This is a genomic window from Pseudoalteromonas sp. SCSIO 43210, from assembly GCF_054133285.1.
This window is the reverse complement of the sequence record NZ_CP087225.1, coordinates 4,480,903-4,493,665: the sequence shown is the minus strand read 5'-3', so window position 1 is coordinate 4,493,665 and position 12,763 is coordinate 4,480,903. Positions and strand designations below refer to the sequence as shown.

Sequence of the window (12,763 nt, the reverse complement as noted above, 5' to 3'; positions counted from 1 at the left end):
TAGCAGTATTAATTTTATTTCAATAAAAGTAAGGCGTTTACTAAAGGCCTTCTTTAGCTTGTAAATAGGTATTCACTAGCGCGCTAATTACTTGCCCACAGTGTTGTATGCCATTCTCAACGTTATTTGGATGCTGATTTGGTGCAGCTTCACATAAATGTAAATACTGAGACTGACGGTTTTTAGCGGCTAAATGCACAAAGTGCTCACTGTCGTCCACGTTAAACCCACTGCACGTATAGGCACTTACTGGCATGTAAGAAATGCTGTCTAAATCTACTTCAACTCCAAGTGGTAAGTTATCAAAGCTATTTAGTGCATTATTAACGGCTTGAGTGAGTGTAATATCCCGTCTCACTTTTATCGATTGGTAGCTATTAAATTTAAAATTAGCGTTAGCCATAGCTTCAAGAATAGCTTGATTGTTTTTCAGTTCGTGTAAACCAATCACGTGATAATTATTTAAGAGTTGTTCGTTGTACGCATACCGGAAACCGTTGCCACTGTGACGGCCTTCACAGTCTCTAAAGTCGGCATGGGGATCAAAATTTATGGCATTAACCGGTGTATTTTTATATTTACTTAAAGCACGAATAATACCTAAGCAGTTATTATGCCCCCCGCCAATAATAATTGGCTCAAGACCTGCTTTAAATACAAGGGATAATACATTTTCTACTCGTTCATCGAGTTGCTGACATAAATTTCGTAATTGATTTAACTGTTTAGGCTGTTGATTATCAAGCTGCTTACTTTTTGCCATTAGATCATCAACATTGACTTCACCTAATAAAAGTACTTTTTGTGTAGCAATAAACTGATTATGAGGTTGGTTTAAAAAACGCTTTAAAAAAGCCGGCCACGCTTCGTCTGCACCGCCATTTCCTAGGTTTGCTTTGGGGCCAATATCTTCGCAAATACCGAGTAATACATAGCGAATACCAAACTGTGCGGCATCAATAAGTGCTTGTTGCACATTAACTTGAGTATCGAGCAAGGCCATTGCTTGCCAAGCTTTTTTTTCGTTTGCGCGGATAGAGCAAATCGCTTTAACCGCGCTTTCATCATATACCTTTAAATGCTTGGTCACGTTATGCTTCTACGATTTCCAATTCTAGTTCTTCAGCAGATAAAACAATGCCAGTACTGTCAGCATAAATAAAGTCGTCATCAAAAAATGATACACCAGCAAAGTTAACACCTATTGCGTCTTCGCCAGCACCTTCGCTGTCGGCAGCAACCGGTATTGAGGCAATTGCTTGAATACCTAAATCAAGTTCTTCAAGCTCATCGACATGACGTACTGCGCCGTATACAACAATGCCATTCCAGTTATTTTCGAGTGCAAGTTCGGCTATTTCGATGTCGATAAGCGCACGACGAGTTGAACCACCGCCATCAATAAGAAGCACTAAGCCAGTACCATCTTGAGAAAGTAATTCGCGGATCAGTTCATTATTTTCAAAACATTTAACCGTTTTAATGCGACCACCAAAACTGTGGCGACCACCAAAGTTGATGAACATTGGTTCTAGCACGTCAACCACATCAGCAAAGTGGTCGCATAAATCAGAAGTGCTGTAATCCATTATTTTATCCTCAAAAGGTACATTAATTTATACCTCAGTATACCCTCCTCATAAGCAATAACAACGACTTAATCGCAGTAAATTTAGGCAAAATAAGAAGGGAATCAATAAAAGCAACAATAGTGTCTTAAAAGCGTCACGCAATTGTTATTTACAACACCTAAGCTAAAACAGTGTTCATATATTATGCAGCTAGGAGTAAGTGATGGATGGTAATAATATGCTTAAAAAAGTAGCTCAAATAGATGAGCAATTATTTTTAACTCTGTTTAATTGTAAATCGCCTTCATGGCTGAAAGTAATCGCATTTGGACTATCAAAAAGTGGTGATGGTGGCCTTTATCTACTCATATGTGGGGCTGTATGGTGGTTAAGTAACAATGAACCATATCAGTTATTACCAGTAACTTTGCTACTCGGATTTGCGATAGAAAGACCTATCTACTTTTTAGCTAAAAATCGTTTTGCTCGGGTTCGGCCGTGCGATTGTTTAGTTACAAACGCTTACATAGTACCTAGTGATAAATTTAGTTTACCTTCAGGACACAGTGCAGCTGCATTTTTAGTCGCGATGATCTTAAGCCATTTTTTTCCTGAATATACTTGGCTACTATTTGGCTGGGCCTCGGGAGTGGCAATTTCTCGAGTTGTACTCGGGGTTCATTTTCCCGCGGATATTATTGTAGGTGCTGTGGTTGGTAGTTCATGTGCGATATTTTCTTTAGCATTAGTGGTGCCTGAATGAAAATATTATATGGTATTCAAGGTACTGGGAATGGTCATATTACTCGCGCTCGGGTCATGGCTAGTGGTTTTAAGGAATTAGGAATTGATGTTGATTATATTTTTTCGGGACGTGCTAAAAAAGACTACTTTGATATGCAAGAGTTTGGGCAGTATAAAAGTTTTCGGGGGTTATCTTTTGATACAGAAAATGGTCAAGTAAAAAGCTATCGAACAGTTAGCAATGCGCGCCCTTGTAAATTGTTTGCAGATATAAAGTCGCTCGATGTAAAACAGTATGATTTTGTACTCAATGACTTTGAGCCAGTTTCTGCATGGGCTGCAAAAAGAGCTGGAATTCCGGTTGTTGGAATTAGCCATCAGGCCGCATTTTTGTCCAGTAGTGTGCCTATGTTTAGTCGCGGGATTTTACGTAAGTCACTTATTAAATACTACGCACCAGCCAATACGTATTTAGGTGTTCATTGGCAGCCTTTCGCGCATAATATTATTCCCCCTTTTATTGCTAATCATCAACATGGCAATCCAGTGGCGGTTATGAATAAAGTATTGGTGTATTTACCTTTCGAAAATTTAGACAGCATTATAGATTATTTAAAAGACTTCCCCGAAAAAGAGTTTTATTGTTATCACCCGCACGCCTGTAATCAATCTATTGGGCATATACATTTGCGTTCCCCTTCACGCACTGGCTTTTTAAATGATTTAGCAAATACAAGTGGCGTAATAGGAAACGCAGGGTTTGAGCTTGCTAGTGAAGCATTAAAATTAGGAAAAAAATTATTATTAAAACCTTTAGACGGACAGTTTGAGCAAGGCGCTAATGCACAAACGCTACTTGCAATGGGTATGGCACATGTAATGAGTTATTTAAATCCCCAAGCGCTTGATGATTGGAATACTGCGCCACAAAATAAACAGATTAATTACCCCAGTGATCCCGCTCCTTTAATTTTTTGGCTGCTTAAAAAACAATGGAATAATACACACTCATTACATAAAGGTTTATGGGGAAGTGTGAATTTATAATGATGAAAACTAAAATTAACAACACTAAATAACTATATAAAATAAAAATTTATTAATTTAATTAGTTGCTTTGACTCAATAAGCTATAATATTAAAGCATATTTAATAAAGGCGTTTGCGATGATTTTTTTACAAAATTTAACTATTAAACGACGTTTGCAATTAAACGCAGTCGTTGTTGGTTTAGCTATGGTGATTCTTTTATGTGTGATCATTTTTGAATCACGTACAACCTTAAATTTAAATAAGACTATTCAATTAGCAGAAGAGCTTAATGTACATGCACTCGCACTGCGTAAACATGAGAAAAATTTTCTATTTTATAAGCACGAAGAAGCGTTAACTGAATTTGAAACTGATTTTAAGCAGTTAAGTAGTAAAATTACAAAACTAAAGCAATCAATGAGCCAACAAGGTATTTCTGCTGCTCAGGTTGAGCATTTTGAGCAACTAATTAATAGTTATAACAATGATTTTAATACTGTTGTTAAATTACAAAAAGAGATTGGGCTGAATCCTAAAGATGGCTTATATGGTAAGCTCAGAGCTGCTGTGCATGAAGTCGAAGTACTGCTGAAAGAGCAGCAAGACTACAAGCTTTTATCATCTATGTTGCAACTTAGGCGCTCAGAAAAAGATTTCATGCTGAGATTTGATATTAAATACCTAGGGCGTTTTAATGAAGGCATAAATACGTTTAAGCAACAGATAGCATCGACTGATCTGCTAAGCAGCTACAAAGCAAAAATAACCCCTTTGATTGATATGTATCAAAATGAGTTTGAAACACTTGTACAAGCGCAAACAGCATTAGGTTTAGACCTTAATTCTGGTGCGTTAGGTGTGATGCGAGAAAGCGTCAATAAAAGCGATGTAATTGTTGCTCAAATTGTTAAAGAAACAAAACTACAAGTTGAAAAGAGTGTAGAGCAAGCACAATTTTTAGCCATTTTGGTTTTTGTAATTGCAGGTGTGATTGTTCTAGCGCTTGTTTACTTTACCAGTCACTCAATCATTGTACCTATAGAGCGTGTTTATCACACCATTAACGACATTCGTCGTAATAATGATTTAAGTGTGATGATAGAGCAAACAGGTAAAGATGAAATTACCACCATGACAATCGATTTTAATAGCCTCATTGGTGACTTTAGAAACTTAATAAATGAAGTCAACACGGCTTTAAATACGCTTAATGTAGCCACTGAGCATTTATCAGAAAGCACTGCAGCAACAAGTTCAGGTATGCAAGAGCAACTTCATGAAGCAGATATGGTAGCAACCGCGGCAACTGAAATGCAGGCGACTATTCAAGATATTTCTCATAATACCGAAGCAGCAGCCAAAAAAGCGGAATCGACCAACTTAAGTGCACAGCAAGGGCGTAATGAAGTGGATTCAACGGTTAAGCATATTAGAGACCTATCTGAATCCCTTGGGAATGCATCGAGTGTGGTATCACAGCTCGAAAAAGATGGGGAGACAATTGGTTCTGTGCTTGATGTGATCCGTGGTATTGCTGAGCAAACAAATTTACTCGCACTTAATGCTGCAATTGAAGCTGCTCGAGCTGGTGAGTATGGTCGTGGTTTTGCCGTAGTAGCAGATGAAGTCCGCTCACTTGCACAACGTACACAAGAGTCTACTAGCGAGATTGAAGGGATTATTAATACATTACAACAGCGCACTCAAGAAGTTGTGAGTATTATGCATCAGTGTCGTTCACAAGGCGATGAAAGTGCCTCGCAAGCGATTAAGGCCGGAGAATTATTAGGTGCAATTACGGAAGATGTACAAACTATAATGGAAATGAGTACTCAAATAGCCGTCGCAATTGACGAGCAAAGCCAAGTGGCGTCAGAGGTTAATAAGAATGTAGTGCGTATTCGTGATATTGCTCAAGATGCATCAGGGCATGCCGCGAACAATGCACAAACAAGTGAAGAAGTATCTGAGCAGGCTCGTGTGTTATTTAGCGCGATTGATAAGTTTAAGGTATAAATAAAGCTTGTAAAAAATAACCAATAAAGTTTAAGGAATAAACTTTATTGGTACACTGTCTTTACTTTGCTTGAGCTCAATTACACGCTCTAAATATTCAGCCCACAATGTATCGTACTGCTCTTGCAGTTTTACAAAATAGTGCCAGCTAAATAACCCGCTATTATGGCCATCATCAAAATCTAAGCGCAAGGCATAGTGTCCAACAGGTACAATACTTTTTATTCCTACATCTTGCTTATTAAGTACTAGCTTCATTGGACCAGAGCCATGGCCTTGCACTTCAGCAGAAGGGGAGTGAACACGTAAAAATTCACAGCTAAAGACGGCTTGGCTGTCATCATCAAAGTAAACATCTAGATTTTTACTCACACTGTGGTAATGCACTTTTGTTACGTGTTTCATTTAATATATCCCATTAAAAAGCCTCCAATATGGAGGCTTTTAGTATAACGTTTATATTCGTTTTATAGAATAAAGCGGCTTAAGTCTTCATCTTCAACAAGTGCACCTAAGTGTTTTTCAACATAAGCGGCATCGATTACTAAAGACGAACCTGCTTTTTCAGAAGCATCGTATGAAATCTCTTCCATCAATCTTTCCATTACAGTATGAAGACGACGAGCACCGATGTTTTCGGTTTTTTCGTTAACTTGCCAAGCGGCTTTAGCAATACGCTCAATTGCATCATCACTAAACTCAATTGATACCTGTTCAGTTTTAAGTAGCTCGCGTTGTTGCTCAGTAAGCGATGCATGAGGCTCTGTAAGGATGCGTTTAAAGTCATCTGCAGTGAGTGCTTCAAGTTCTACTCGAATCGGTAAGCGACCTTGTAGCTCTGGGATCATATCTGATGGCTTTGCCATCTGAAACGCACCAGAGGCAATAAACAACATATGGTCAGTTTTAACCATGCCGTGTTTAGTGTTTACTGTTGAGCCTTCAATTAGCGGTAGCAAGTCGCGCTGAACACCTTCTCGGCTCACATCAGGGCCTGAAGAATCGCCGCGCTTACAAATTTTGTCTATTTCATCAATAAACACAATACCGTTTTGCTCTACTGCAAAAATAGCTTGTTCTTTTAGCTCTTCAGGATTTACTAATTTAGCGGCTTCTTCTTCCGTTAATAGTTTGAAGGCTTCTTTGATTTTTAGTTTACGTTTAGTACGCTTATCGCCGCCCATGTTTTGAAACATGCTTTGTAGCTGGTTGGTCATATCTTCCATACCAGGAGGCGCCATAATTTCTACGTTTGGTTGTGCTTGTGCTAAATCGATTTCAATTTCTTTATCATCTAACTGACCTTCACGTAGCTTTTTACGGAATGTTTGACGTGTTGATGAATTATCGTCGCGTTGGCTTTCGCCAAATTGGTCTTTTGCAGGAGGTAAAAGGGCATCTAAAATGCGCTCTTCTGCTGCTTCTTCGGCGCGATGTTTAAACTTTTTAGTCTGCTGTTCGCGAGTCATTTTAATTGATACATCGACTAAATCGCGGATGATTGTCTCAACTTCTTTACCAACATAGCCAACTTCAGTGAACTTAGTCGCTTCTACTTTAATGAATGGCGCATTCGCTAATTTTGCTAAACGGCGTGCAATTTCTGTTTTACCTACGCCGGTTGGACCAATCATTAAAATATTTTTTGGTGTTACTTCGCTGCGTAAATCTTCATTTAATTGCATACGACGCCAGCGATTACGAAGCGCGATAGCCACTGCTTTTTTAGCTTTAGCCTGACCTATAATATGCTGATCTAGCTCGTGAACAATTTCTCTTGGGGTCATATCAGACATAATAGTTCCTATTATAATTCTTCGATTGTTTGGAAGTTATTAGTAAATACGCAGATGTTGCCTGCAATAGTTAAACTTTTTTCTACTATTTCACGAGCGCTTAAGTCGGTATTTTCTAATAAGGCTGTTGCTGCTGATTGGGCAAAGTTACCACCACTGCCAATTGCAATTAGGTCATTTTCTGGCTGAACCACATCACCGTTACCGGTAATAATTAAAGAGGCTGTTTCGTCTGCTACAGCGAGCAGTGCTTCGAGTTTTCGAAGTGCACGGTCACTTCGCCAATCTTTAGCCATTTCTACTGCGGCTTTAGTTAGGTTTCCTTGGTGCATTTCTAATTTGCTTTCAAAGCGTTCGAAAAGAGTGAAGGCATCAGCAGTACCACCGGCAAACCCAGCGATTACTTTGCCATTATAAAGACGTCGAACTTTACGGGCGTTGCCCTTCATTACGGTGTTACCAAGAGACACTTGGCCATCGCCGCCAATTACAACTTTGTCGCCGCGGCGAACACTTACGATAGTAGTCATGTTATTCCTCATCATCGAGCTGCAGAGGCAACTCGTAAAAAACGATTATTATGAGGTTATATGGGTGAATGGTTTATTTTCAAGTCCAGCCCCAAATTCCGCAGCCGACTATTTTTACACGTTTAAGTTTGTTTTTATCGCTTTCGGCTTGGCGTTTGGTTTTATAAGGACCTAGGCGCACTTTATACCAAGTACCATTGCTGCCTTCAGCCTGTTTTATCTCAGAAATGAGCCCTGCAAATGCGATTTTAGCTTTTAACGATTCAGCTTGTGCATGAGTTCTGAACGAACCGCATTGCATAACATAAGGACCTTTTTGTTCAAGCTCTTTTACTTCAACTTGAATTTCGTGGTTTCTAATTTCTTTAATAAATTCCGGCGTGCGTGGAATAACAACTTCTACTTTTTCAGGCGCAGTTGGGTGAGCTTGCTTTTCGACAAGTTTTGGATCGGCATTACTTTTAATAAACCATAATCCGTAAACGAAACCACCTACAAGTAAAATAGCAATGTTCACTAAAAAAATTGGAAATGGTTTTTTAGTGGGTGCTTTTTTAGTGTTTTTTCTATTTACTGGTTTTTTGTTAATGTAATCGTGCTGTGCCATAGCGTTATTTTGGCCTTAACCTAAATCATGTCTATAGGGTCTACGTCTAAGCTCCAGCGCACTTTTTGTGCAAGTTTGCTTGAGCTTAAATAATCAACCATTTGCGCAAGGTACTGATGTAATATGCGACGATCTTGCGCTTGAATATGTAATTGAAAGCGATACATACCTGCGACTTTTTCAAGAGGTGCAGGGATCGGACCGAGCAATTGTATACCAGATACCCCATTCACAGGAACCAAATCCGTCAAAAAATCGACGACTAGTTTAATACTATGTCCTTGTGCACGGACAATGGCCATATTTGTAATAGGTGGTAAGTCTGCATCATCGCGCTCACTAAGAGCAAAACGGGCAAAATCCTGATAACCGTTATTAACTAAGTCTTGTAAAAGTGGGTGCTCTGGAAAGTGTGTTTGTAATAATACTTGACCAGGCTCGCCTGAACGTCCTGCACGACCAGCTACCTGAGTAACTAACTGTGCTAAATGCTCTGTCGCTCTAAAATCGCATGAATATAACCCGCTATCAACGTCTAAAATTATAACGAGGCTTACATCTGCAAAGTGATGACCTTTAGCAAGCATTTGTGTGCCTACTAGAATGCGTGCACCGCCTAGGTTTATTTCATCTAGTGCTTTTTCAAGGCTACCTTTACGGCGAGTTGAATCGCGGTCTATGCGAGTAACGGGTGTATCAGGGAATTCGGTTGATAAAAATTCTTCAATTTGCTCTGTGCCTTTGCCGTTAGGAAATATTTGCGTGCTGCCACAATCAGGGCATTGGTGAGGAACAGGGTACTGGTCGCCACAGTGATGGCAGATCATTTGCCCAATCGCTTTGTGAAAAGTGGCGCTGGTACTGCAGCGTTTACATTCACTTAGCCAGCCACACTCATGGCAAATAAGAGTGGGTGAGAAACCTCGACGATTTAAAAACACCATAACCTGTTTACCGCGGTTTAAATGCTGTCGCATAGTGGCAAGGCTTGCATGTGCAATACCTGCTTGGTCGGGCTGACCTTTCATATCGAGTAACTTAAACTGGTTGTCAGTCGCTGTTTGCGCGCGCTCGGTTAAGCTTAATAACTGATATTTGTTATTAAGTGCTTTGTGGAGCGTTTCCAAAGCTGGTGTGGCGCTGCCTAATATAAGCGGAATTTTATGCTGAAAAGCTCTATAAGCGGCTAAATCACGAGCATGGTAACGAAGGGTATCTTGTTGTTTAAATGACGAGTCGTGTTCTTCGTCAACAACAATCATACCGAGTTTTAAAAATGGCAGAAAAATACTCGAGCGTGTGCCAATAACTATCGCACAACTGCCTTTTTCACAAAATCGCCATGTTTGTAGGCGTTCGTTGTCGGTAAGTGCTGAGTGCCAAAGCATAACAGGTGTATCTGGGAAGCGGCGACGAAAACGGTTTACCGTTTGCGGTGTTAGGCCGATTTCGGGCACGAGTACGAGGGCTTGCTCGCCACGTTTTAATATTTCTTCTAAGCACTGTAAATACACTTCAGTTTTACCACTGCCCGTTACGCCCTCTAATAAAAAGCTGCTAAAGCCGGTACTTTGATTGATTGCTGTACAGGCCACTGCTTGTTCTTTATTAAGTACCGGTTTACTACCGACGGTTGGCGCAACGCTTTGCCATTGGTTATCGTGTTCGATAGTTTGTGTGATGAGTTCTTTAGCAATGAGGCTATCTATTGTTTTTTTACTAAAGCCAAGTGCTTTTAGTTCGGTTAACGATGACTTACCTGATTGTGATAACTGCTTTAATAAGTTGAGTTGAGTTTTAGCTTTTAATGACGGTACTTTAGCGCCTTTTTCGGTAAGCATTACCATGTTAATGCTTGTTTTGTCTGGTGATTCACCTTGGCGTAGTGCACTAGGCAGAGCTATATGAATCGTTTCGCCGAGTGGGTAACAATAATAACGCGCTGTAAAACTAAGGAGATCTAAATGTTCGCTAGATAATATTGGGGTATCGTCGATAACTTCAAAAATGCTTTTAATTTTACTCTCGGGTACTTCAGTACTCTTTTTTACTGCTAATATAACAGCCACTTTACGCTGATTACCAAAGGGTACCAAAACGCGCATTCCGGGCTTCAGATCAGAAACCAAGCCTGAGAGCTGTTCATCTACTTTATAATCAAAGGTGCGCGGTAATGGGACTTTAATAGCAACTTCAACAAAACGCATAACAACTCAACCAATAAAATTAATGGTGTAATGTACTAAATATACAGTTAAAAACCTACTAGCAAATTATAGTCATTTTATTATTTGGTTACTTTTTTAGCAAAAAATTATAATTAAACCTTGTGTGCTCGGTAGTTGTTGGATAAAATCCGCCACCAACAAATTTGTTTTAACGACGTATGGTACCAAACTACGGGTTTGGAGAGCGATGCGGCCTTAACTAGAGGTTTCTATGAAAGAAGGTATTCACCCTAAGTACGAAGTAATTTCAGCAACATGTTCATGCGGAAATGAATTCGAAACAAGCTCTACTCTTTGTAAAAACATTCACTTAGACGTATGTTCTGCGTGTCACCCGTTTTACACTGGTAAGCAAAAAGTTTTAGACACTGGCGGACGTGTTGATCGTTTCAACAAGCGTTTCGGTGCACTTGGTAGCAAGAAGTAATTTTTGCTATTTAGTTAAAAGAAGCACCTTAGGGTGCTTTTTTTGTGCCTGAAATTTATCTTTACGTGCTTTTCCTGCCTATTTATACGTTATCTCCTTTGCATAACTATTTCTTGTTCTTATTCTGAGTATGCATAAACCTTTGCAGACAAAGTACGTAATAGTCTCTATATTTTGAAGTGTTCATTTTTTAACTAAGTTGTTAAATGTAGCTAACGTGAAGATAAATGTTTTTAAAGTAGACTATTAAGCTGTTTATAGTTATTTATACTAAAAATTTGATAGTCGTTTTTAGAGAAAATGGCTCGCGGCTAAAAGTACCTCTAAAAATGCTTTTTATATGAATTTCTATTTATGAAATGTCGCTATATCTTCGCAAAGTTACTGAAAAACCTCTTAAAATTAATGAATCTAGCATATAACAGGATAGACCTGATATTGCTTGGAATTTAAAAATAATAAGGGTATCGTAACCCAGACAACACCTCTCACTTTAACTTAAATTGCAGGATACAATCGCGTTATGTCAGACTTTCGTGAACAAGCACTACATTACCATTCTCATCCCGTTCCAGGAAAAATCAGCATTGAGCTAACCAAGCCTGCCGAAACGGTTCAAGATTTAGCTTTAGCATATAGCCCAGGTGTTGCTGAACCTGTGCGTGAAATTGCTGCTGATCCTGCAAATGCTTATAAATATACCGGTAAAGGTAATATGGTTGCAGTTATCACTAATGGTACTGCAATTTTGGGCTTGGGTAATTTAGGCCCTTTGGCATCAAAGCCTGTAATGGAAGGCAAGGCGCTGTTATTTAAGCGCTTTGCAGGCCTTGATTCTATTGATATCGAAGTGAAGCATAAAACAACAGAAGACTTTATTAACACGGTTGCTAATATTGCCGATACATTTGGTGGTATTAATCTTGAAGATATTAAAGCCCCAGAGTGTTTTGAAATTGAAAAGGCATTGATTGAGCGCTGTAGTATTCCGGTTTTTCATGACGATCAACACGGCACTGCAATTGTAACAGCCGCCGGTATGTTGAATGCACTTGAAGTGCAAGAGAAATCGATAGAAGAGGCTATTATAGTATGTTTAGGTGCTGGTGCGGCTGCCGTTGCCTGTATGGAACTGTTAATTAAGTGTGGTGCACTGCGTGAACACATTTACATGCTTGACCGTAAAGGCGTTATTCATACTCGTCGTGATGATTTAAACGAGTACAAACAACTATTCGCTAACAATACGGATAAGCGTACGTTGCAAGATGTTATTGCTGATGCTGATGTATTTGTTGGTGTATCTGGGCCTAATTTGTTAGCAGCCGATGATTTAAAACTGATGGCTGATAAGCCGGTTGTGTTTGCGTGCTCAAACCCCGACCCTGAAATTGACCCCGCACTAGCACACAGCGCGCGCAACGATTTAATTATGGCGACAGGGCGTTCTGATTATCCAAACCAAGTGAATAATGTTTTGTGTTTCCCGTTTATTTTTCGTGGTGCACTAGATGTGCGCGCAAGTGCAATTAACGATGAAATGAAAATAGCAGCAGTAGAAGCGATTCGTAGTATTGCAAAAGAGCCTGTACCAGCAGAGGTCCTAAAAGCTGCCGGTGTTGATAAGCTGGAATTTGGTGCTCAATATATTATTCCAAAACCGATGGATCCACGTTTATTACCACGTATAGCAAGAGCGGTTGCTCTTGCTGCTGTTGAGTCGGGTGTGGCACAAATTGATTTGCCAGAAAGCTATATGCAGTAAATCTATACCGTAAAATTTAATCATAAAAAAACCTCAGTAATTACTGA

The 12,763-nt window shown here is 39.4% G+C and carries 12 protein-coding genes; 5 read left to right on the top strand and 7 right to left on the bottom strand.

The features are described 5' to 3' along the window. Nucleotides 1-40: 40 nt before the first annotated feature. Together LOS73_RS19510 and rraA are read right to left on the bottom strand one after the other, a co-directional pair. Nucleotides 41-1,090: a formimidoylglutamase gene (locus LOS73_RS19510; protein ID WP_457934178.1), complete on the bottom strand. Its 1,050-nt coding sequence runs from the start codon at nt 1,088-1,090 to the stop codon at nt 41-43. Between the two features lies 1 nt (nt 1,091). Continuing rightward, on the bottom strand, nt 1,092-1,589 hold the full coding sequence (rraA, locus tag LOS73_RS19505; protein ID WP_007377253.1) for a ribonuclease E activity regulator RraA: 498 nt from the start codon (nt 1,587-1,589) through the stop codon (nt 1,092-1,094). A gap of 205 nt (nt 1,590-1,794) precedes the next feature. Here rraA and LOS73_RS19500 point away from each other — a divergent pair, with 205 nt between their 5' ends. The 3 genes from LOS73_RS19500 to LOS73_RS19490 all read left to right on the top strand — a co-directional run bounded on the left by LOS73_RS19500 (nt 1,795) and on the right by LOS73_RS19490 (nt 5,363). Then, the gene (locus LOS73_RS19500) at nt 1,795-2,334 is read left to right on the top strand and encodes a phosphatase PAP2 family protein (RefSeq protein WP_457934177.1); all 540 of its coding nucleotides are present in this window, start codon (nt 1,795-1,797) and stop codon (nt 2,332-2,334) included. Beyond that, a complete protein-coding gene (locus tag LOS73_RS19495) occupies nt 2,331-3,362 on the top strand; it encodes an MJ1255/VC2487 family glycosyltransferase (RefSeq protein WP_457934176.1) in 1,032 nt (343 codons plus the stop codon). The genes LOS73_RS19500 and LOS73_RS19495 overlap by 4 nt, the downstream gene beginning before the upstream one ends. 120 nt (nt 3,363-3,482) lie before the next feature. Continuing rightward, nucleotides 3,483-5,363, top strand: coding sequence for a methyl-accepting chemotaxis protein (locus LOS73_RS19490; protein WP_457934175.1), 1,881 nt, complete (start codon nt 3,483-3,485; stop codon nt 5,361-5,363). A 30-nt stretch (nt 5,364-5,393) separates the two neighbouring features. Here LOS73_RS19490 and LOS73_RS19485 read toward each other — a convergent pair whose 3' ends face one another. The 5 genes from LOS73_RS19485 to priA all read right to left on the bottom strand — a co-directional run bounded on the left by LOS73_RS19485 (nt 5,394) and on the right by priA (nt 10,503). Beyond that, complete coding sequence (locus LOS73_RS19485; protein ID WP_457934174.1) at nt 5,394-5,768, bottom strand: gamma-butyrobetaine hydroxylase-like domain-containing protein; 375 nt, start codon at nt 5,766-5,768, stop codon at nt 5,394-5,396. 62 nt (nt 5,769-5,830) lie between these two features. Then, nucleotides 5,831-7,159, bottom strand: a complete 1,329-nt coding sequence (hslU, locus tag LOS73_RS19480) for an HslU--HslV peptidase ATPase subunit (RefSeq protein ID WP_007377248.1) — start codon at nt 7,157-7,159, stop codon at nt 5,831-5,833. A gap of 11 nt (nt 7,160-7,170) precedes the next feature. Then, entirely contained in the window at nt 7,171-7,689 is a 519-nt protein-coding gene (gene hslV / locus LOS73_RS19475) for an ATP-dependent protease subunit HslV (protein ID WP_002958366.1), read from the bottom strand. A 79-nt stretch (nt 7,690-7,768) separates the two neighbouring features. Next, nucleotides 7,769-8,296: an SPOR domain-containing protein gene (locus LOS73_RS19470; protein WP_457934173.1), complete on the bottom strand. Its 528-nt coding sequence runs from the start codon at nt 8,294-8,296 to the stop codon at nt 7,769-7,771. A 20-nt stretch (nt 8,297-8,316) separates the two neighbouring features. Then, a complete protein-coding gene (priA, locus tag LOS73_RS19465) occupies nt 8,317-10,503 on the bottom strand; it encodes a primosomal protein N' (protein ID WP_457934172.1) in 2,187 nt (728 codons plus the stop codon). A gap of 232 nt (nt 10,504-10,735) precedes the next feature. Here priA and rpmE point away from each other — a divergent pair, with 232 nt between their 5' ends. Together rpmE and LOS73_RS19455 are read left to right on the top strand one after the other, a co-directional pair. Next, entirely contained in the window at nt 10,736-10,951 is a 216-nt protein-coding gene (gene rpmE / locus LOS73_RS19460) for a 50S ribosomal protein L31 (protein ID WP_007377245.1), read from the top strand. Between the two features lie 523 nt (nt 10,952-11,474). Then, nucleotides 11,475-12,716, top strand: coding sequence for a malic enzyme-like NAD(P)-binding protein (locus LOS73_RS19455; protein ID WP_008137651.1), 1,242 nt, complete (start codon nt 11,475-11,477; stop codon nt 12,714-12,716). The last annotated feature ends 47 nt before the right edge of the window (nt 12,717-12,763 follow it).

Excerpts from the sequence above, each read along its gene's own strand:
- priA (WP_457934172.1), bottom strand. The coding sequence starts at position 10,503 with ATGCGTTTTGTTGAAGTTGCTATTAAAGTCCCATTACCGCGCACCTTT.
- LOS73_RS19495 (WP_457934176.1), top strand. The coding sequence starts at position 2,331 with ATGAAAATATTATATGGTATTCAAGGTACTGGGAATGGTCATATTACT.
- hslU (WP_007377248.1), bottom strand. The coding sequence starts at position 7,159 with ATGTCTGATATGACCCCAAGAGAAATTGTTCACGAGCTAGATCAGCAT.
- LOS73_RS19455 (WP_008137651.1), top strand. The coding sequence starts at position 11,475 with ATGTCAGACTTTCGTGAACAAGCACTACATTACCATTCTCATCCCGTT.
- LOS73_RS19500 (WP_457934177.1), top strand. The coding sequence starts at position 1,795 with ATGGATGGTAATAATATGCTTAAAAAAGTAGCTCAAATAGATGAGCAA.
- rpmE (WP_007377245.1), top strand. The coding sequence starts at position 10,736 with ATGAAAGAAGGTATTCACCCTAAGTACGAAGTAATTTCAGCAACATGT.
- hslV (WP_002958366.1), bottom strand. The coding sequence starts at position 7,689 with ATGACTACTATCGTAAGTGTTCGCCGCGGCGACAAAGTTGTAATTGGC.
- rraA (WP_007377253.1), bottom strand. The coding sequence starts at position 1,589 with ATGGATTACAGCACTTCTGATTTATGCGACCACTTTGCTGATGTGGTT.
- LOS73_RS19470 (WP_457934173.1), bottom strand. The coding sequence starts at position 8,296 with ATGGCACAGCACGATTACATTAACAAAAAACCAGTAAATAGAAAAAAC.
- LOS73_RS19485 (WP_457934174.1), bottom strand. The coding sequence starts at position 5,768 with ATGAAACACGTAACAAAAGTGCATTACCACAGTGTGAGTAAAAATCTA.
- LOS73_RS19490 (WP_457934175.1), top strand. The coding sequence starts at position 3,483 with ATGATTTTTTTACAAAATTTAACTATTAAACGACGTTTGCAATTAAAC.